General features: G+C 57.8%; 18 protein-coding genes. 6 read left to right on the forward strand and 12 right to left on the reverse strand.

Going from position 1 to position 17,458, the window contains the following annotated elements; genetic code table 11:
- Positions 1–153: 153 nt before the first annotated feature.
- From leuD to ACLPGZ_RS15255, 8 genes are all read right to left on the reverse strand, one after another.
- Entirely contained in the window at positions 154–792 is a 639-nt protein-coding gene (gene leuD / locus ACLPGZ_RS15220; RefSeq protein ID WP_137431064.1) for a 3-isopropylmalate dehydratase small subunit, read from the reverse strand.
- On the reverse strand, positions 789–2,201 hold the full coding sequence (leuC, locus tag ACLPGZ_RS15225; protein ID WP_137431063.1) for a 3-isopropylmalate dehydratase large subunit: 1,413 nt from the start codon (positions 2,199–2,201) through the stop codon (positions 789–791). Before leuC ends, leuD begins: the two co-directional genes overlap by 4 nt.
- On the reverse strand, positions 2,198–3,103 hold the full coding sequence (locus tag ACLPGZ_RS15230) for a hydroxymethylglutaryl-CoA lyase (protein WP_137431062.1): 906 nt from the start codon (positions 3,101–3,103) through the stop codon (positions 2,198–2,200). The genes leuC and ACLPGZ_RS15230 overlap by 4 nt, the downstream gene beginning before the upstream one ends.
- Complete coding sequence (locus ACLPGZ_RS15235) at positions 3,100–4,311, reverse strand: CaiB/BaiF CoA transferase family protein (RefSeq protein WP_137431061.1); 1,212 nt, start codon at positions 4,309–4,311, stop codon at positions 3,100–3,102. The genes ACLPGZ_RS15230 and ACLPGZ_RS15235 overlap by 4 nt, the downstream gene beginning before the upstream one ends.
- Positions 4,312–4,439: 128 nt before the next feature.
- Positions 4,440–5,738: a TRAP transporter large permease gene (locus ACLPGZ_RS15240; protein WP_060186550.1), complete on the reverse strand. Its 1,299-nt coding sequence runs from the start codon at positions 5,736–5,738 to the stop codon at positions 4,440–4,442.
- A 1-nt stretch (position 5,739) separates the two neighbouring features.
- Positions 5,740–6,258 carry a TRAP transporter small permease gene (locus ACLPGZ_RS15245; RefSeq protein WP_026483845.1) on the reverse strand — a complete coding sequence of 173 codons (519 nt, stop codon included), beginning with the start codon at positions 6,256–6,258 and terminating at the stop codon, positions 5,740–5,742.
- 58 nt (positions 6,259–6,316) lie between these two features.
- Positions 6,317–7,318, reverse strand: coding sequence for a TRAP transporter substrate-binding protein (locus ACLPGZ_RS15250; RefSeq protein ID WP_060186549.1), 1,002 nt, complete (start codon positions 7,316–7,318; stop codon positions 6,317–6,319).
- Positions 7,319–7,353: 35 nt separating this feature from the next.
- The gene (locus tag ACLPGZ_RS15255; RefSeq protein ID WP_026483844.1) at positions 7,354–7,974 is read right to left on the reverse strand and encodes an isochorismatase family protein; all 621 of its coding nucleotides are present in this window, start codon (positions 7,972–7,974) and stop codon (positions 7,354–7,356) included.
- A gap of 173 nt (positions 7,975–8,147) precedes the next feature.
- On the opposite strand from ACLPGZ_RS15255, the gene ACLPGZ_RS15260 reads away from it, so the two are divergent.
- The 3 genes from ACLPGZ_RS15260 to bfr all read left to right on the forward strand — a co-directional run bounded on the left by ACLPGZ_RS15260 (position 8,148) and on the right by bfr (position 10,180).
- Entirely contained in the window at positions 8,148–9,032 is an 885-nt protein-coding gene (locus ACLPGZ_RS15260; RefSeq protein ID WP_026483843.1) for a LysR family transcriptional regulator, read from the forward strand.
- A gap of 131 nt (positions 9,033–9,163) precedes the next feature.
- The gene (locus ACLPGZ_RS15265; protein ID WP_009460253.1) at positions 9,164–9,433 is read left to right on the forward strand and encodes a (2Fe-2S)-binding protein; all 270 of its coding nucleotides are present in this window, start codon (positions 9,164–9,166) and stop codon (positions 9,431–9,433) included.
- Positions 9,434–9,703: 270 nt separating this feature from the next.
- The gene (gene bfr, locus ACLPGZ_RS15270) at positions 9,704–10,180 is read left to right on the forward strand and encodes a bacterioferritin (protein ID WP_009460252.1); all 477 of its coding nucleotides are present in this window, start codon (positions 9,704–9,706) and stop codon (positions 10,178–10,180) included.
- 136 nt (positions 10,181–10,316) lie between these two features.
- On the opposite strand, the gene ACLPGZ_RS15275 is transcribed toward bfr, so the two are convergent.
- From ACLPGZ_RS15275 to ACLPGZ_RS15290, 4 genes are all read right to left on the reverse strand, one after another.
- Positions 10,317–10,940 carry a hypothetical protein gene (locus ACLPGZ_RS15275; RefSeq protein ID WP_009460251.1) on the reverse strand — a complete coding sequence of 208 codons (624 nt, stop codon included), beginning with the start codon at positions 10,938–10,940 and terminating at the stop codon, positions 10,317–10,319.
- Between the two features lie 108 nt (positions 10,941–11,048).
- On the reverse strand, positions 11,049–12,662 hold the full coding sequence (locus ACLPGZ_RS15280; RefSeq protein ID WP_035268647.1) for a peptide chain release factor 3: 1,614 nt from the start codon (positions 12,660–12,662) through the stop codon (positions 11,049–11,051).
- 97 nt (positions 12,663–12,759) lie between these two features.
- Positions 12,760–13,383 carry a LysE family transporter gene (locus ACLPGZ_RS15285; protein ID WP_009460249.1) on the reverse strand — a complete coding sequence of 208 codons (624 nt, stop codon included), beginning with the start codon at positions 13,381–13,383 and terminating at the stop codon, positions 12,760–12,762.
- A 64-nt stretch (positions 13,384–13,447) separates the two neighbouring features.
- Entirely contained in the window at positions 13,448–14,911 is a 1,464-nt protein-coding gene (locus tag ACLPGZ_RS15290; RefSeq protein ID WP_009460248.1) for a DEAD/DEAH box helicase, read from the reverse strand.
- Between the two features lie 426 nt (positions 14,912–15,337).
- Here ACLPGZ_RS15290 and ACLPGZ_RS15295 point away from each other — a divergent pair, with 426 nt between their 5' ends.
- From ACLPGZ_RS15295 to ACLPGZ_RS15305, 3 genes are read left to right on the forward strand one after another with little or no spacing between them, the layout of a single operon-like run.
- The gene (locus ACLPGZ_RS15295) at positions 15,338–15,958 is read left to right on the forward strand and encodes a LemA family protein (protein WP_009460247.1); all 621 of its coding nucleotides are present in this window, start codon (positions 15,338–15,340) and stop codon (positions 15,956–15,958) included.
- A gap of 20 nt (positions 15,959–15,978) precedes the next feature.
- Positions 15,979–16,938 carry a TPM domain-containing protein gene (locus ACLPGZ_RS15300; protein WP_239054975.1) on the forward strand — a complete coding sequence of 320 codons (960 nt, stop codon included), beginning with the start codon at positions 15,979–15,981 and terminating at the stop codon, positions 16,936–16,938.
- Positions 16,939–16,955: 17 nt separating this feature from the next.
- On the forward strand, positions 16,956–17,453 hold the full coding sequence (locus ACLPGZ_RS15305; RefSeq protein WP_035268642.1) for a TPM domain-containing protein: 498 nt from the start codon (positions 16,956–16,958) through the stop codon (positions 17,451–17,453).
- The last annotated feature ends 5 nt before the right edge of the window (positions 17,454–17,458 follow it).

Raw genomic sequence — 17,458 nt, forward strand, 5'->3', positions numbered from 1 at the left:
GACTGGGACTGGGACTGGGACTGGGACTGGGACTGGGACTGGGACTGGGACTGGGACTGGGACTGGGACTGGGACTGCGACTGCGACTGCCAGGGCGGGAGGCAGGCAGCGGCAAAAGTCCCCTTCCGCCGCTGCCCCCTCTATCTATCATGCTTAGCTAAATAACCAGGGTTCCTGTTCCCGGCGCAGTTGTTCGTAAGCCTGGATCTGATCCATTTTTTGCTCTGTCACGCTGATATCGTCCAGCGCCAGCAGCAGGCGGTGGCGGCGTTCAGGCTCCACCTGGAAACGGATGTGCTGGTTGGGACCGATCAACATGCAGGCCTCCAGATTTACCGTCCATTCACCCCACGGATTTTGTGTAGCTGTGGTGAATAAACCATCAATTTGCTCCGTAGCCAGCTGGATGGGCAATATGCCGTTTTTAAAGCAGTTATTGCGGAAGATGTCGGCAAATGAAGGGGCGATCAGTACGGCAATGCCCAAGTCCTTCAAGGCCCATACTGCGTGTTCACGGCTGGACCCGCAGCCGAAGTTCTCGCGTCCGAGCAGAATCTGGGCTCCCTGGGCGTGCGGCTGATGCAGGCAGAAACTGTTGATTGGCTTACGCTCGTCCAGTGGTTTGCCGGGGTAGCCAATGTCCGCGTACCGCCAGTTGTCGAAGGCATATTGTCCAAAGCCAGTGCGCGACAAGGATGTCATGTACTGCTTGGGCAAGATAGCGTCGGTGTCTACATTGGCGCGGTCCAGCGCAATCAGGCGCGAGCGCACGGAAGTAAAAGGTGTGTTCATGCGGCGTCCCAGTTGCGGATATCGACAAGATGGCCCGCAATTGCAGCGGCAGCAGCCATGGCGGGGCTCATCAGGTGTGTACGCCCCAAGGCACCCTGCCTGCCTTCGAAATTACGGTTGGAGGTGGAGGCGCAGCGCTCGCCCGGGTTCAGGCGGTCTTCGTTCATGCCCAGGCACATGGAGCAGCCCGGCTCGCGCCATTCAAAGCCAGCTTGCGTGAATATCTGGTCCAGGCCTTCCTGCTCGGCCTGACGGCGTACCAGTCCCGAGCCGGGTACAACCAAAGCTTGCAGCACTGTGCTGGCCACGCGTTTGCCTTTGATCATGGCAGCGGCGCTGCGCAGGTCTTCAATACGGGCATTGGTACAGGAACCGATGAAAACCCGGTCTATGGTGATGCCTGCCAGCGGCTGGCCAGCCTGCAAAGCCATATAGTTCAAGGCGCGTTGGGAATCAGCTTGTTTGCCCGTGGCAGCGGCTAATGGATCAGGTACAAGCTGGTCGATGGCCGCCGCCATATCGGGCGATGTGCCCCAAGTGACTGTGGGGGCAACCTGCGTGGCGTCGATCAGCAAATGCTGATCGTATTGGCAGCCTTCATCGCTGATCAGCGTGCGCCAGTACTGCTCTGCCTTGTCCCATGCCTCTCCTTTTGGTGCCAAGGGGCGGCCGCGCACATAGTCCAGGGTCTTGTCGTCCACAGCGACCAGACCAATACGGGCCCCCGCTTCGATCGCCATATTGCACAAGGTCATGCGCCCTTCCATGGATAAGGCCCGGATGGCGGGGCCGGTAAATTCGATGGCACAGTCTCGCCCGCCATCCGCACCCAGGCGGGCAATGATGTGCAGGATCAGATCCTTGGCGGTGCTGGTGGCAGGCAATTCACCTTGCACGTCTACTTGCAGGCTGCGCATGCGTTTTGCGGCCAAGCATTGCGTGGCCAGAACATGCTCCACTTCGGAGGTGCCAATACCAAAGGCCAAGGCCGCAAACGCGCCATGCGTGCTGGTATGGGAATCCCCCGCCACGATGCTGGAGCCGGGCAAGGTCATGCCCTGCTCGGGTCCGATCACGTGGATGATGCCCTGGCGCTCGTCATCCAGGCCAAAGTAGCGCAGGCCAAACTCCCGGCTATTGATCTCCATCTGGTCGATCTGAGCCTGCGCCAACGGATCTTCCAGACGCTGATTGCGGCGGCGCGTGGGCACGTTGTGGTCCACCGTGGTCAGTGCGGTGTCCGGGCGACGCACATGGCGTCCGGCCAAGCGCAAACTCTCGAAAGCTTGCGGACTGGTGACTTCGTACAACAACTGGCGGTCTATGTAGATCAGATCATGCTCATCGTCTACCGTCGCAACGCGATGTGCATCCCAGAGCTTTTGAAAAAGGGTGCGGGCCGTGCTCATGGTTGGCATACCTTCAAGGCGTAGGCTGGTCCTGCTTTGTGCAGGCGACTTTGAATGGGCTCTTGCGTCAGGGCTGCGATTTCTTCGGCCAAAGGCTGGAGCGCTTCCAGATTCAAGCCTGTTTCCACACCGCTGATCTGGAACATATGCGCCAGATCTTCCAGGCTGGCATTGCCGCTGGCACCGGGGGCGTAAGGGCAACCGCCCAAACCGGCCAAGGCTGCGTCGAACCGACGTCCTCCTTCGCGATACGCGGCCCAGGCATTGGCCAGAGCCAGCCCGCGGGTGTCATGGAAATGGCCGGTGACGCCTTGTTCACCATACAAGCTCAAGGCAGCCTGGGTCAGACGTTCCACATCGGCGGGCGAGCCCATGCCGGTGGTATCGCACAGGCTGACGGAGCTGGCTCCCATGCGTTGCACTTGTTGCATCAGTGCAATCACGTGCGCGGGGGCGACGGCGCCGGTAAAGGGGCAGCCAAAAGCGGTGGACAGGGACACGTTGACTGGCGTTTTGCCCGCCGCTTCCAGCACTTGCTCCAGCTGGGCCAGTGATTGTGCAATATTCATGCGCAGATTGGCCTGGTTATGCGCTTCAGAGGCTGAAAATACAAAGTTCAGCTCGTTCATATGGGCTGCCAAAGCGCGCTGCGCACCGCGCAGATTGGGGACCAGTGCGGTGTAGCAAACCTGAGGGTCGCGTGTGGTCAGGCTGGCCAGCTCATCGGCATCCGCCAGGGATGGGATGGCTTTGGGCGACGTAAAGGACGTGAGCTCGATCTTGCGCACGCCGCATTGAGGCAGTGCTTGCGCGATACGCAGCTTGTCCGGCGTAGGCACCCAGCGTGGCACAATTTGCAGGCCGTCACGCAAGGTGACATCAGTTAATAACACGGTACTCATTCCACGATTCCTTGTTCACGCAGAGCTTGGCGGCGCTCCGGGCTCATGCCCAGTTCTTGCAGGATGCTGTCTGTGTGTTCACCCAACTCCGGCCCCAACCATTGGGTGGCACCGGGGCTGCGGCTTAGCTTGGGGACGATGCCGGGTATGGTCAGTTCCTGGCCGTCCTCCAAGGTGTGTTTCTCCAGCATGCCGCGGGCCTGGTAATGCGGGTCATCAAGAATGTCGGCGGCGGTGTAGATGCTGCCGCTGGGGACTTCAGCCTGATCCAGCACGCTCAGTACCTCTTCCAGACTGCGGGCGCCTGTCCAGTCGCCAATAGTCTGGTCCAGCATGGCGCTGTGCTCCACACGTCCGGCGTTGTCGGACAAGCGCGGATCGCTGGCCAGATCAGGACGGTTCATGGCCTGCATCAGACGGATGAAAATCGCGTCACTATTGGCGGCAATCACTACCCATTTGCCGTCGCCGGTGGGATAGGTGTTGGAGGGGGAGATACCGGGCAGGCTGGCCCCGGTACGTTCGCGCTGATGACCGTTCAGTTGATAGTCTGGAATCAGACTTTCCATGATGGCAAAGACAGATTCATACAAGGCCACATCAATCATCTGTCCCTGCCCGCCTTCCTGACGTAGATGGTGCATGGCCAGCAGCGCGCCAATAGTGCCGTATAGCGAAGCCAGCGTATCGCCCAGGCTGACACCGGCTCGCACAGGGGGGCGATCCGGATAGCCGGTACCATAACGCAGGCCACCCATACATTCTGCGATGGCGGCAAAGCCGGGGCGACGGTGGTAGGGGCCGTCCTGCCCATAACCGGAGACGCGCACCATGATCAGGCGTGGGTTCAGTGCGTGCAGCGTTTCCCAGCCCAGGCCCCAGCGTTCCAGCACGCCGGGGCGGAAGTTTTCAATGACGATATCGCTTTGCAGGGCCAGTTCACGAGCAATCTCCTGGCCTTCGGGCTGGCGCAGATCCAGCGCAATGGAACGCTTGTTGCGACTTTGCACGCGCCACCACAGGGAGGTGTCTTTGTGCAACTGCCGCCAGCGGCGCAGCGGGTCGCCCTTGCCGGGCGGTTCGATCTTGATGACATCGGCCCCGAATTGGGCCAGCAGGCTGCCGGCATAGGGGCCGGCAATCAAGGAACCCAGCTCCAGGACTTTGATGCCTTTGAGCGGGGGTTCGGTAAAGCTGTTCTTATCCATTTCTGTTTCCTCCAGTTATTGATTCTGGGATAGAAAAAGAAAGTAGAAAAGCAATCAAATATTATGCTGCCATCGTAAAAAACGTGGATGGAAAATTAAAAAAACCCGCATGAAGCGGGTTTTATTTTTTAAAGCGTTCTGGGTAACCAAAGAATGATTTCGGGGAAGATTGTCAAAATAACAATCGCCAAAATTTCCAGTGCCACAAAGGGCAGAGCCCCGCGTGTAATCTGCTGTAGCGATATTTGTGGGGCAATGCCCTTGATCACATACAGGTTCAAACCCACCGGCGGCGTAATGACGGCCATTTCGCAGGCAATAATCATCACAATGCCAAACCATAATGGATCGTAGCCCAGCGCCACAATAACAGGCAGTAAAACAGGTGTGGTGATCAGGATAAGAGAAACAATATCCAGGAACATGCCCACGACAATCAGGAACAACAGCACAAACAGGAGAATGACCCAGGCTGGCTGAGACGATGCCGTAATCAGGGCCACCAGCTTTTGCGGAATCATCAAGCGGGTCATGATGTAGCCAAACAGCAGCGCTGCGGCCAGAATCAGCAAAATCATGCCACTGGTGACGGCGGTGGAGCGCAGGATCTGCAAGGCCGTGCGCCAGTTCATTTCCTTGTAGGCAATGGCAATGATGAATGCCCCTGCAGCACCAATACCAGCGGCTTCTGTCGGGGTAGCAATGCCCAGATAGATCGTGCCCAGCACCAGCAAAATCAGCAAGGAAGCAGCCCAGATGTCTTTCAGGGCGGCCAGTTTCTGTGCCCAGGTAACGACTTCCGAATTGCGCGGTGCGGACTCTGGCTTGAATATCGCAACCAGAGCGACATAGATCACCATCATGACGGTGACCATCAAGGCGGGTAGCAAGGCACCAATGAACAGCTTGCCGATGGATTGATCCGCCATTTCGCCATACAGCACAAAGCCAATGCTGGGTGGAATCAGCAAAGCCAGGGCACCGGCCGCAGCAATCGTGCCGCCAGACAGGCTGGGCGAGTAACCACGCTTGAGCATTTCTGGGATGGCAAAGCGACCAATCGTGGCGGCACCCGCCACGCTGACCCCGCTCATGGCACCGAAAACGGCCGAGCTGCCCACACTGGCTACAGCTAAACCACCGGGCAGGCGGTTCAGCCACAGATAGAACAGCTGATACAGCTTGCCGCCAATACTGGTGCGGGCAATGACCTCACCCATCAGAATGAACAGCGGAATGGCGATCAGGGAATAGCTGGCCATGCCTCGGTGCAAAGTGGCGGGAATGACGTCCAGGCCGCCCAGGCCGGATTTCATCAGAATGCCGGAAATACTGGCAACACCCAGTGCGGCAAAAATGGGGGTGCCGATAACCATCAGGATGGCAAAGCAGGCCATCATCAGGCTGAAAATGAGCATGGAATCCATGTCAGAACTCCTTGATGCTGTCGTTGGATTCCACACTGTTCGGGATGAACAGCTGGCGCAGAGTAGCCAGGCCCAGCAAGGTGCCGCCCAGCGGGATCATGCCGTAGGCAATCCACAGGGGGAAACGCAGCATGGAGGCCGAGCGGTAGTTACGGGCAATCGCTGTTTCCACCACGGAAATACCGGCCCACAACAGCACCAGGCAGAAGAACAAGATGCACAGCTGCGAAATGCAGGTGGCCAGGCGCTGGCCGCGTGGCGAGAAGCGCATGTGGAAGGCTTCAACACTGACGTGGCGGTTTTCCAGGTGAACCCAGCCGATGGACAGCCAGGAGCAGACCAGCAGCAAGTACACGCACACTTCGGTGATATAGATGCTGGGGCTATTAAAGACGTAGCGTGCAATGACGCCGTAGGTGCAGGCAATCATCAGAGCGGCCAGTGCAACTTCGGCCACCAGAATGGCGAGCCGATTGCTACCGCGCGCAAATGCGCCCAGAAAATGAATAAGTGGATTCATGGTGTCTCCACACGAGGGATGCGCGCCGGTTTGTGGTCCGGCGCGCAGTCACGCGTGATCAGGGCTGGCGGGTTTTTTCGATCAGTTCCAGATAAGCGGGACCGTTCTCAACCTGCTTGCTCCATTCATCAATGGCGGCTTGGGTTTGCTGACGCATTTCGGCCAGTTGAGCGGGCTCAACACGGTTGATGGTCACACCGGCTTGCTCGTAGCGTTGCAGGGCCTGGCCTACAAAGGCGTTCACGCGCTCAAACTGTTCTTCGTCGCGCTGGCGGGCGGCCTTGCTGATGATCTCTTGCAGATCAGGTGGCAGGGATTCCCACTTCTTGCGGTTGATGGTCAGCACGGACACATCGATACCGAAGTTGGCGATGGACAGGTACTTGGCCACTTCATACAGGTTGCGGCCAATGCCGGTCAGCAAGGGACGTGGGGTGGCGTCGATCACGCCACGGTCAAAGGCCAGGTACAGCTCGGAAGATGGCATGCCGGTAGGCGAGCCCCCCAGCAGTTGCAGGGCGCGTGCGTCCATGGAACTGGTGGATGCCCAGACTTTGCCCTTGATGTCCGCGGCGGAGTTGATGGGTGCCTTGCGGCTGTAGAACTCGTACGGATCCCAAGGAGCCAGGCCCAGTACCACGGCATCGTGGGTGTCGCGCAGTTCCTGCTCGGCACCCAGCTTGAACAGACCTTGATCCAGGGCACGCTTCAGGTGGGCCGTGCTGTCAAACAGGAATGGCAGGGTAAAGATGTTCAGCGCTGGCACGGTGCCGCTGGGGTACGTGCTGGTCATGTTGACGATATCCACGTCACCGCGCGACAAGGCTGGCAGCTCCTCGTAGCCATCGAACAGCTGACCGGAATGGAACACGTTGATCTTGATGCGACCCTGGCTTTCTTTTTCCACGGTCTGAACGAAGTTCTCGATGGGTTTCCAGGCGTATTCGTAGGCCGGAGGTAAATAGGTTGAGAAAGTCAGCTCAACTTCTTGGGCTTGGGCGGGCGAGATGCCCAGCGCCAGGGTGCAGGCGGCCATCGCCGCTGTCAGGGCTTTTTTCATGAGAGTCTCCTGTGGTTTCTTTTTTTGTTGCGCGTTTAAAGCGTGTGTAGATGAGCGATCAAGTCTGCCGAGGGCAGGACTTCGGCGTACTTGCTGGCCATATCGATCAGATTGCTGCGATGTTGGGCTGCCGAGCGGTCAGCCACCGCATCTTCAGCCACGAACGGGGCAAATCCCGACTGCAAGCTGTCCACCACGCTGGCACGCACGCAACCGCTGGTGGTGGCACCGGCCACAATCAGCATGTCGCAGCCCTGATGGGCCAGCAAGGCGGGCAGCGGCGTGCCGTAAAAGGCGGAAGCCTGGGTCTTGTACAGGATGATGTCTTGTTCGGGGTCGTAGTCCAGCCGCGGGTCCAGCTCACAGGCAGGCGAACCACGCAGCAGGCAGCGCAAGGACGAGGCCTTGGTCAGCCACAGATTGGCGTCGGCCAGATGGGCTTCGTAGCCGATGATGGTGAAAATAACGCGACCCTTGCCACGCATGGCGCGAATCAAGGTGTTGGTTTGTTCGATCTGGCTGTCGCAGTTCGAGGCCAGTGGCGTCAAGCCAGGCTCAGTAAAGCCGCGTTGAAAATCGATAACGACCAAAGCCGGTTGTTGCCCCATGGGCAGGGTGCCGTCAAAGCCCCCTTTCAGATTGTCGCTGTCGCGCATCTTGTTTCTCCCCTCACTCTCTATTTCTGACTTAAATAATCAGGTTCCGTATTATGTGCGTAGTCTGTCATCGCTAATGACGTGAGTACAGCGTCAAATTGCGATGGTGCTATCGCAATTGATGATGGCAGAGTGCTTGTCGACCCGCCCTTCCTAGGATGGAATACTGGCTTATGAACATCGATCCCAAATCTTTACGGCTGTTTTTATTGGTGCTGGAACGCGGCACCATCTCGGGGGCGGCCGAGCAGTTTCATATTGCGCCTGCCGCGGTCAGCAAGCGCCTGAGCGATCTGGAGCAGCAACTAGGCGCAGCCCTGATCGAGCGCAGCAACAAGGGTGTGTATCCGACGGCAGCGGGCAAATCATTGGCGGCCATGTCCCAGCGCCTGCTGGACGACATGGATGCCATGGGCGCGCTGATGCGCGACTTTGCCGGCGGGGCCACTGGGCATGTGCGGATTGCGGCCAACCTGTCGTCCATCACGCAGTTTTTGCCGCAGGCTTTGAGCTCCTTTATGGCGAGGCATCCCAAAGTGCGGGTGTCGCTGGAGGAACGTATCAGTGCGGGAGTGGCCCAGGCGGTGGCCGATAACAATGCCGATCTGGGCGTGCTGATACGCGGTGTAGGCAGTGCGGAGGTGGAGTACTACGACTATCGCCAGGACGAGCTGGTGTTGCTGGTGCCCGCTACCCATCCTTTGGCAGGACGGGGAGAACTGGCCTTTGCCGACACGCTGGATTTTGACTACGTAGGTATGCATACCGGCAGTCACCCCAATCTGTTGCTGTTACGCGCCGCCAGCGAGCTGGAGCGCACCTGGCGTTGCCGCGTGCAGGTGACCAGTTACGATGCCCAGTGCCGCATGATTGAGGCGGGGCTTGGAATTGGCGTGTTGCCGCGTTCTGTGGCCGAATCCTATGTACAAAGCCTGGGCCTGGCCTTGTGCGTGATCAAGGAGCCCTGGACCTCACGCCGCGTGGCCTTGTGCGTGCGTAGCCGCTATAGCTTGTCGCCCGCCGCGCGCTTGTTGATGGACCATCTACTGCAGAATTGATGCGACTGTCGTTTTCAGACCAAGACCGCAAGGGCAGGCTGCAAGCCGTTTCCAAGGCGTTATCGGTGTAATACAGTTCTTAATGAGAATGACTCTTGATATTTTCAAGATTCTTGATAATAATGGTTCTCATGTTTATCTGCATATGTAACGCGATCACCGAGCGTCAAGTACAAGAAGCAGTACGTGGCGGCGCTTCCAGCCTGGCAGACCTGCAAGGTCAGCTTGGCGTGGCGTCTTGCTGTGGCTGCTGCGCGGAGACGGCTCAGGACTATTTGCCCGGCGGACGCTATGCCAATCAGACCATGATTGCCAGTCTTGAAACCGCCCGGGTGGATTACGCTGCCAACGACAGCCTGATTCCTGCCCCTGAGTTCGGCCGTCTTGTTTGCCGCGCCTAAGCGCGTGTTTTTGATCAGGATTTTCCATTCCCGCTATTGCTAGTGGGAATGATTGTTATTGGTCCTGTTACTAACCCAAAAGTGCAACGCTTTCTGGGTGTTTAGCTGTTTTTTAAGCCATGGCACATGCGTGCATGGTAGCCTGTCACATTCATCCCCCACTGTGTTTTTGCCTGCATCGCGCCTGCGTGCGATCTGTGGCGTGAGCAGCATTTGTGGGGGCTCGGCGGCTCCTTGGGGGGAGCGCCGTCAGATTTACAGGAGAACAGCATGTTTGGCGATAAAGTGGTAATTCAGCATCTGAACAAGCAGCTAAAGAACGAACTAACAGCAATCAATCAATACTTCTTGCACGCTCGCATGTTGAACCATTGGGGCTTTAACAAGCTGGGCAAACACGAGTATGACGAGTCCATCGGCGAGATGAAGCACGCCGATATGCTGATCGAACGTATCTTCATGCTGGACGGCCTGCCCAACCTGCAGGACATGCACAAGATCATGATCGGTGAGAACGTGCCTGAACTGCTGGGCTGTGACCTGAAGCTGGAACAGGCTGCCCGTCAGACCGTGGTAGAGGCTATCGAGTACTGTGAGTCCACCCGCGACTACGTGTCGCGTGATTTGTTCTTGAAGATTCTGGACGACACCGAAGAGCACATCGATTGGCTGGGTACACAGCTGGAGCTGATCGAAAAAGTGGGCCTGCAAAACTACCTGCAATCGCAGATGGGCGACCACGAATAAGTCTTTGTTTGGTCAGACCAAAAAAAAGCACCCGTTAGTAACGGGTGCTTTTTTATTGTCCTTGGCAGCTTCCTGCTCTGGAAACGAAGCCTTCAATTGCAAAGGCAGCGTAGCCTGGGAAGCGACTACAGACAGCTTAGAAGGACTTGCTTGGGCAGCCAGGCACCTTGCCCCAGGCATTGTTCGGACCGCAGTACTTGTTGCGAGCATCCCAGGAACAACTTGGGCGATCGAAAAAGCCTTTTTGGCTACAGGCATTCAACTCTTGCTGCAGTTGTGCCTGCCAGGCGCCGTTATTGTTGCCGGCCACTTGAATATCTTGTGGGGGCGGTGGTGGGGGCGTGCCTACATCTACCGGCTGGATAGGCTCGGAGCCGCCCAGGTTCACACGAGCAATCCCTTGCAACTCCCGGTTCTGCTCGGTCATGGCAATTTGAATGGCCTGCTCCAACGAAATGGACGTGGTGGCCAAGGCAATAGGTGGCTTTTCTTCCGTCAGCGTAGACGTGTCAATTTCCCAAGCGATCGGTGTGGGTGCTTGCGGCACTCCCAGGCGACCATTGGGTAAAGGCTGCGGCGGTTGCGCGGTAAAGGGTTTGCCATCGGCATCAAGCGTAGGCAAGTCTGACGGGTCGGGGGTGCTGACCGCCATGGACTTTTCAGGGCCGTGCGCGATTAGCCAGTTCCCCAGTTCCAGGCCGCCCCACACTGAAGCACCTGCGGCCAGCAGCAAGACAGCAATGATAAAACGCCAGGGCATAAGCGATGTCTCGGTTGAATCAGGGGCAATCCGGTCGGCCGGATGCGCGTAATTAAAAGAAAAGAGCCGTCATTGTAGCGAAATGTCGGCCCTGCTCTTGTGACAGAATTAGACGGCATCCCCGAAAACGTGTCCACCATGTTCACGTAATGCGTGGAATTCAATGCCTGGATTCAGCTCCTGAGCCACGCGCAACTGCGCAGGCGAGGTTGCTAAAAAGGCAATGGCCTCGACCACGTCGTAAGCAATATTGCCCGCGTTGGTCTCGATAAACTTCTTCATGTCCTTTGGGTCTTTGGCTGTTACCCAGCGAGCCATATTGAAGCGGCTGGACGACAGGCGCGCTTCCACACCGTACTCCGTTTTCAGGCGGTGGGCCACCACTTCAAACTGCAGTTGGCCAACCGCGCCCAGCAGCATCATGCCGCCTGCCATATGGGGACGGAACACCTGAATGGCGCCCTCTTCACCCAGCTGGGTCAGGCCGGTACGCAATTGCTTGGTGCGCAATGGGTCTTTGACCTCAATGGACTGGAACAGTTCGGGGGCGAAGAAAGGCAGCCCGGTAAATTGCAGGTTTTCGCCTTCGGTCAGCACATCACCCAATTGCAGGATGCCGTGGTTGGGCACACCGATAATGTCGCCAGCAAAGGCATCGTCCAGAAGTTCACGGCGTTGCGACAGGAAGGACACCACGTTATTGGGGCGGATTTCCTTGCCGGTACGCGACACTTTCAGTTTCATCCCGCGCTTGAAATGGCCGGAGCTGACGCGCACAAAGGCCACACGGTCGCGGTGGGCGGGGTCCATATTGGCTTGCACCTTGAACACCACACCACTGAACTTGGGCTCATCGGGCTGTACTTCGCGCTGCAAGGCGGCGCGTGGGCCTGGAGCAGGCGCCAGGTCAACCAGTGCGTCCAGCACTTCCTGCACACCGAAGTTATTGATGGCCGAACCAAAGAACACAGGGGTTTGCTTGCCTTGCAAGAACAGGTCCAGGTCGAATTCGGGCGCTGCAGCATTGAGCAGCTCGATTTCTTCCTGAGCCTTTGCAAAGGGCTCGCCAAAGCGTTCGGCAATCACGGGATTGTCCAGGCCGGGGATGATTTCATCCTCGCCATGACGTTCCTGACCGGGCTTGAACACACGCATATGGTTGGCGCGCAGATTGAACACACCGCCAAAGCGACGTGCCATCCCGATAGGCCAGGAAAACGGCACCACTTCCATGCCCAGGTGCGATTCGATTTCCGACAGCACATCCAGCGGCTCTTGAACTTCGCGGTCCAGTTTGTTCACGAAAGTGATGATGGGCGTATTGCGGGCCCGGCACACTTGCAAGAGGCGAATGGTTTGCGGTTCCACACCGTTGGCCGCGTCAATCACCATCAAGGCGGCGTCCACGGCGGTCAGCACACGGTAGGTGTCTTCGGAGAAGTCCTGGTGACCGGGGGTGTCCAGCAAGTTGATCACGCAGTCGCGGTATTCCATCTGCATGACCGAGGAGGCCACCGAAATACCACGTTGCTTTTCAATTTCCATCCAGTCCGAGGAGGCGTGACGGCTGGCTTTACGGGCCTTGACGCTACCTGCAATCTGAATCGCACCCGCGAACAGCAGCAGTTTTTCAGTCAGTGTGGTCTTACCCGCGTCAGGGTGAGAAATGATGGCAAAGGTGCGGCGTTTCTTGACTTCAGAGCGTATGTCACCGGACGACATTGAAAATCCTTGTGGCAGCGCCAGTCTGGCGCGTGGAAAACAGTGAGCGAATTATCCGTAAAGCAGGGCTTGGGGGCAAGCTGATGCGTGCACAAGGCTAACGCGACACGCTGGCCAATACCGTCCCTGCCAGAATAAATAGCGAACCGAACACGCGGTTCAGCAGCCGTACATGGCTGGCCTGACGCAGCAAATGCAACATGCGAGCGGCCAGCGACGTGTAGCAACCCATGGCCACCAGATCCGTAAAGCACAGGGTCATGGCGATCAGCAGGTATTGCAGCGGCATGGGCCGATTCAAGTCCAGAAACTGGGGCATGATGGCCAGCAAAAATACCAGACCCTTGGGGTTGGTGATATTGATCAGGCAACCCCGTATCAACAAATCGCGAATACGAAAGTCGCTGGGTTCCTGACCTGTGACCTGCACCGGCATGGCGTCGGTGCGCAATTGCTTCCAGCCCAGATAAATCAGGTAGGCGGCACCCAACCATTTAAGCGTGGTGAACGCCAGTTCCGAGCGCGCCAGGACTTGGCCCAATCCCAGGCTGATGATGAATATCTGGATCATGATCCCGATATTCAGGCCTATCGCCATCCAGTAGCCACGCTTGAAGCCGTATTTCAGGCCGGAGGACATGGAGGAAATCGCACCTGGGCCAGGTGAAAACGAAATAACCCAGGAAGCCGCGAAAAAGGCGAGCCAGGTGCTCAGTGCCATGGTGTGCTCGGTTCAAAGGCGGGCGCTGTGCCCGCCTTTGGCAGGCACAGCCCCTTTTCAGGGTTTAGGCTTTGGCTTGGGCAGAACTGCGGTTGCTGCGGTTCGGGCCGCGGCTGTCCTGACGGCCACCGGGGCGACCTTGGCCAGCACGGGCTGCGCCACCGCCTGCACCGCCAGGAGCGGCGCTGCGACGTGGGCGGTTGTCGTTGCCAGGACGGCGCGGACGGCTTTCGCCATTGCCACCACGGCCTTCAGCGGAGCGACCTTGACCACCACCGTTAGGGCGACGGGCACCAGGAGCACGAGCGCCAGGAGCGCTGTTGAAGCGGCGCTCTGCGTAGGTGTCTTCCTTGGCTTCTTCAGCCAGAGCAGCGCGCGAAGGAGGCGTCCAGCCTTCCACCACGATGCGTTCGATAGGATTGCGGGTCATGCGCTCGATCTGCTTGAGCAAACGCATTTCGCTGCGATCTACCAGTGACAGGGCCACGCCTTCGCTACCGGCACGGCCAGTACGGCCAATGCGGTGAACGTAGTCTTCAGGAACGTTAGGCAGTTCGAAGTTGACCACGTAAGGCAGTTGATCAATGTCCAGACCACGTGCGGCGATGTCGGTGGCAACCAGTACCACAACCTTGCCGTTCTTGAAGCCGGCCAGCGCACGGGTACGAGCCGCCTGGCTCTTGTTGCCGTGCAGGGCTTCAGCGGCCATACCGTCCTTGGACAGTTTTTCGGCCAAACGGTTGGCACCGTGCTTGGTGCGGCAGAACACCAGAACCTGGTTCCAGCCGCTTTCGCGAATGATGTGGCTCAGCAGATCACGCTTGTGTGCCTGGTCAGCCAGAATCACTTGCTGGGTAATCAGTTCGTTGGTGGTGTTGCGGGCAGCAACGGCCACTTCGTCAGGGTTGTTCAGCGAACCACGGGCCAGTTCACGGATTTCGTCCGAGAAAGTCGCCGAGAACAGCAGAGTCTGACGATCAACCGGCATCAGGCTGATGATCTTGCGAATGTCGCGGATAAAGCCCATGTCCAGCATGCGGTCGGCTTCGTCCAGCACCAGGATTTCCACGCCGGTCAGGTCCACGGTGCGTTGACGCACGTGGTCCAGCAAACGGCCAGGAGTGGCTACCAGAATGTCCAGGGGCTTGCGCAGCGCATGGAACTGGGGGTTGATGTTCACGCCACCAAACATGACCATCGAGCGCAGACGGGTGTGCTGGCTGTACAAACGTACCGATTCTTCAACCTGGGCGGCCAGTTCACGGGTAGGGGCCAGGATCAGCGCACGTGGGCGGCCTGGTTTACGGTTTTGCTGAGGGTTGTTCAGCAGACGGTGCAAGATAGGCAGGGTAAAGCCTGCGGTCTTGCCGGTGCCGGTTTGAGCGGCAGCCAACAGGTCGCCACCTTCAATGACCTTGGGGATGGCCTGGGCTTGAATAGGCGTGGGGTGGGTATAGCCTGCGTCGGTTACAGCACGCAACAGAGGTTCTGCCAGCTCAAGAGAGGCAAAAGTGATTTGAGAGTCCAAGAATTTTCCAGTGACTAGCCCAAAAGCCCTCTTTGGGGCCCTACCAATCCAGGCTAAGGTGTTTTGTTATGGCGACAATGCCACGGCAGGGGCAAGAACGCCGCCTGCTGCAAGAGGCGCAGTGATTGGTGCGCTGCGCAATCTGCCATTATAGCGTGAAATTAGTAAAAATCCTCATTGACCATCTTGTATCATTTTGAGCGGTAGCGTTAAAACAACCTGCTTCAAACGTAAACGGTCAGGCGGATTGCCCTGTCGGATTTGACAGAAATTGTTAAGCGCCGCCATAGACGTACTTGTTATGCTGCGGTACGCGGTTTACGCTTGGCGTGCACGGACCGCCGGGCTCTGTTTGGCACGTGCCCGAGCAAATGGGTCGTAACCCGTTTTTGTTGTTTATCTGCTTATTTTTGCAGGAAAAAAATCATGACATCATGGATACGATGGGTCTTTATCAGCAGCGTGGCGGTTTTGCTGTCTGGTTGTGGGTATAACGAGATCCAGCGCCTGGACGAGCAGGTCAAGGCCGCTTGGTCGCAAACCTTGAATCAATACGAGCGCCGCGCCGAACTGGTGCCCAAGCTGGTCAGCTCGGTCAATGCCTATATGGTGAACGAGCGCGCGGTGCTGACGCAGGTTACCGAGGCGCGCGCCAAGGTCGGCACCATTCAGATGAAAGTGGATGATCTGGACAACCCCGAAGTGATGGCTCGCTTCCAGGAAGCCCAGAATCAGTTGTCTTCGGCACTATCGCGTCTGATCGCCGTGTCGGAAAACTACCCGCAACTGAAAAGCGATGGCCTGTTCCGCGACTTGATGACGCAGCTGGAAGGCACGGAAAACCGTATTGCCACCGAACGTGGCCGCTATGTACAGACGGTGCAGGAATACAACCTGTTCATCCGTCAGTTCCCTACCCTGATTACCGCCAAGCTGTTTGGCTACAAGGTCAAGGAAAACTACGGTGTGGATCGTCAAAGCGAAATCACGCGTGACCCCGAGGTCAAGTTTGATATTCCTGCGACCCCCGCTCCTGCTGGGTATTGATTAATTCTGGAGGTGGAGTCATGAACGTGCACGATCTTGCACTGACTGCTGGGCCTGGGTCTGCACGTTCTGGCAGGCTGGCCTGGGCCTGTGGTTTGTTGATGGCCTTGTTATTGCTGTGCTGGCCCTGGACGCAGGCGCAGGCCAAACCTGAACCTGTTCCTGCCATTGCAGGGTGGGTAACGGATACCACGGGCACCCTTAGCCCGGATCAAAAAGACGCTCTGAACCAGCAGCTCAAAGCCGTGGAACAGGAAAAGGGCGCGCAGGTCGTGATTCTGATGGTACCTACCACAGGCGAAGAAACCATCGAACAATACGCGTTGCGTGTCTTTGATCAGTGGGAAATTGGCCGCAAGAAAGTGGACGATGGCATCTTGCTGCTGGTGGCCAAGGATGACCGCCGCATGCGTATCCAGACCGGTTATGGGCTGGAAGGCGCGGTGACGGACTTGCAGGCAGGCCGCATCATCCGCGAGCAGATGACGCCTCGTTTTATCGAAGGCAACTTCTATGCCGGTATCCAGGCCGCAGCCGATAGTCTGGTGGGTCTGGTCAACGGCGAAGAGCTTCCCCCTCCTCCTAAAAATGCCCCTGTCACCTCGTCGGGTGAAGAAGGCGTGTTCTGGGAGCCGTTGCTGGCTGTAGGCGCGATTGTATTTTTTGCTTCGCCTTTGTTTGCCGCCTTTGCTGCTGGTGTGTTCACGCTGGTGGTGTCGGGCAGTATTGGCCTGGCCCTGCTTGCCGCTGTTGTCGGTGCAGGCTTGAGCATGATTGGCCGACTCTTTGGGGCAGGCGGCAAGTCCAGTTCCGGGCGTGCCTCGCGCCGGGGTGGTGTCATTGGCGGCTTGGGTGGTTATTCCTCCGGTGGTTTTGGCGGGAATGGCGGCAGCAGCGGTGGTGGCTTCGGCGGTTTTGGCGGAGGCAGCGGCGGCGGTGGTGGCGGTAGCGGAGGCGGTGGCGCTTCCGGTAGTTGGTAAGGCCACAGGGGAGCGACATGAGTGTGAATTGGAAAGAATTGTCGGGTTGGGCATCGGTACAAGGCCAATGGCTGCGCCGTCGTCATTTCAATGCCGAAATGTTGGGCCATCTGGCTGAGCAGATCCGCAAGGGTGAAGAGAACCATAGTGGTGAACTGGTCGTGGCGATTGAAGCGGTTTTGCCCGCCCATGAAGCCGATAGCGCCCAGCGTGCCCTTGAAGTCTTCGGTCGTTTACGTGTCTGGGACACACCCTTGAACTCCGGCGTCTTGCTGTATCTGGCCTTGGGTCAGCGCCGTATCCACATCATTGCAGACCGGGGCATCAAGGCCGATCAGGCTCAATGGACACAGATCTGTCAGCAGTTGGAAAAAGATCTGGCCTCGCGTGAGTACTTGTCTGGTTTGCTGGCTGCTGTCAGCGCGATTGAAACCGTCTTGCAGCAAGGCGCTCCGGCGCAGACTCCAGGCGTGGCGGCAGTCAATGCCTTGCCTGACGAACCTGTACTTCTTTAAGTGAT

This window comes from Alcaligenes sp. Me129, assembly GCF_050487245.1.
In the GTDB taxonomy this organism is placed as follows: Bacteria; Pseudomonadota; Gammaproteobacteria; order Burkholderiales; family Burkholderiaceae_B; genus Alcaligenes; species Alcaligenes phenolicus.

Excerpts from the sequence above, each read along its gene's own strand:
- ACLPGZ_RS15280 (WP_035268647.1), bottom strand. The coding sequence starts at position 12,662 with ATGTCGTCCGGTGACATACGCTCTGAAGTCAAGAAACGCCGCACCTTT.
- ACLPGZ_RS15305 (WP_035268642.1), top strand. The coding sequence starts at position 16,956 with ATGAGTGTGAATTGGAAAGAATTGTCGGGTTGGGCATCGGTACAAGGC.
- ACLPGZ_RS15300 (WP_239054975.1), top strand. The coding sequence starts at position 15,979 with ATGAACGTGCACGATCTTGCACTGACTGCTGGGCCTGGGTCTGCACGT.
- ACLPGZ_RS15255 (WP_026483844.1), bottom strand. The coding sequence starts at position 7,974 with ATGCGCGACAGCGACAATCTGAAAGGGGGCTTTGACGGCACCCTGCCC.
- ACLPGZ_RS15260 (WP_026483843.1), top strand. The coding sequence starts at position 8,148 with ATGAACATCGATCCCAAATCTTTACGGCTGTTTTTATTGGTGCTGGAA.
- leuD (WP_137431064.1), bottom strand. The coding sequence starts at position 792 with ATGAACACACCTTTTACTTCCGTGCGCTCGCGCCTGATTGCGCTGGAC.
- ACLPGZ_RS15235 (WP_137431061.1), bottom strand. The coding sequence starts at position 4,311 with ATGGATAAGAACAGCTTTACCGAACCCCCGCTCAAAGGCATCAAAGTC.
- ACLPGZ_RS15265 (WP_009460253.1), top strand. The coding sequence starts at position 9,164 with ATGTTTATCTGCATATGTAACGCGATCACCGAGCGTCAAGTACAAGAA.
- ACLPGZ_RS15245 (WP_026483845.1), bottom strand. The coding sequence starts at position 6,258 with ATGAATCCACTTATTCATTTTCTGGGCGCATTTGCGCGCGGTAGCAAT.
- ACLPGZ_RS15230 (WP_137431062.1), bottom strand. The coding sequence starts at position 3,103 with ATGAGTACCGTGTTATTAACTGATGTCACCTTGCGTGACGGCCTGCAA.
- ACLPGZ_RS15285 (WP_009460249.1), bottom strand. The coding sequence starts at position 13,383 with ATGGCACTGAGCACCTGGCTCGCCTTTTTCGCGGCTTCCTGGGTTATT.
- ACLPGZ_RS15295 (WP_009460247.1), top strand. The coding sequence starts at position 15,338 with ATGACATCATGGATACGATGGGTCTTTATCAGCAGCGTGGCGGTTTTG.
- leuC (WP_137431063.1), bottom strand. The coding sequence starts at position 2,201 with ATGAGCACGGCCCGCACCCTTTTTCAAAAGCTCTGGGATGCACATCGC.
- bfr (WP_009460252.1), top strand. The coding sequence starts at position 9,704 with ATGTTTGGCGATAAAGTGGTAATTCAGCATCTGAACAAGCAGCTAAAG.
- ACLPGZ_RS15250 (WP_060186549.1), bottom strand. The coding sequence starts at position 7,318 with ATGAAAAAAGCCCTGACAGCGGCGATGGCCGCCTGCACCCTGGCGCTG.
- ACLPGZ_RS15275 (WP_009460251.1), bottom strand. The coding sequence starts at position 10,940 with ATGCCCTGGCGTTTTATCATTGCTGTCTTGCTGCTGGCCGCAGGTGCT.
- ACLPGZ_RS15240 (WP_060186550.1), bottom strand. The coding sequence starts at position 5,738 with ATGGATTCCATGCTCATTTTCAGCCTGATGATGGCCTGCTTTGCCATC.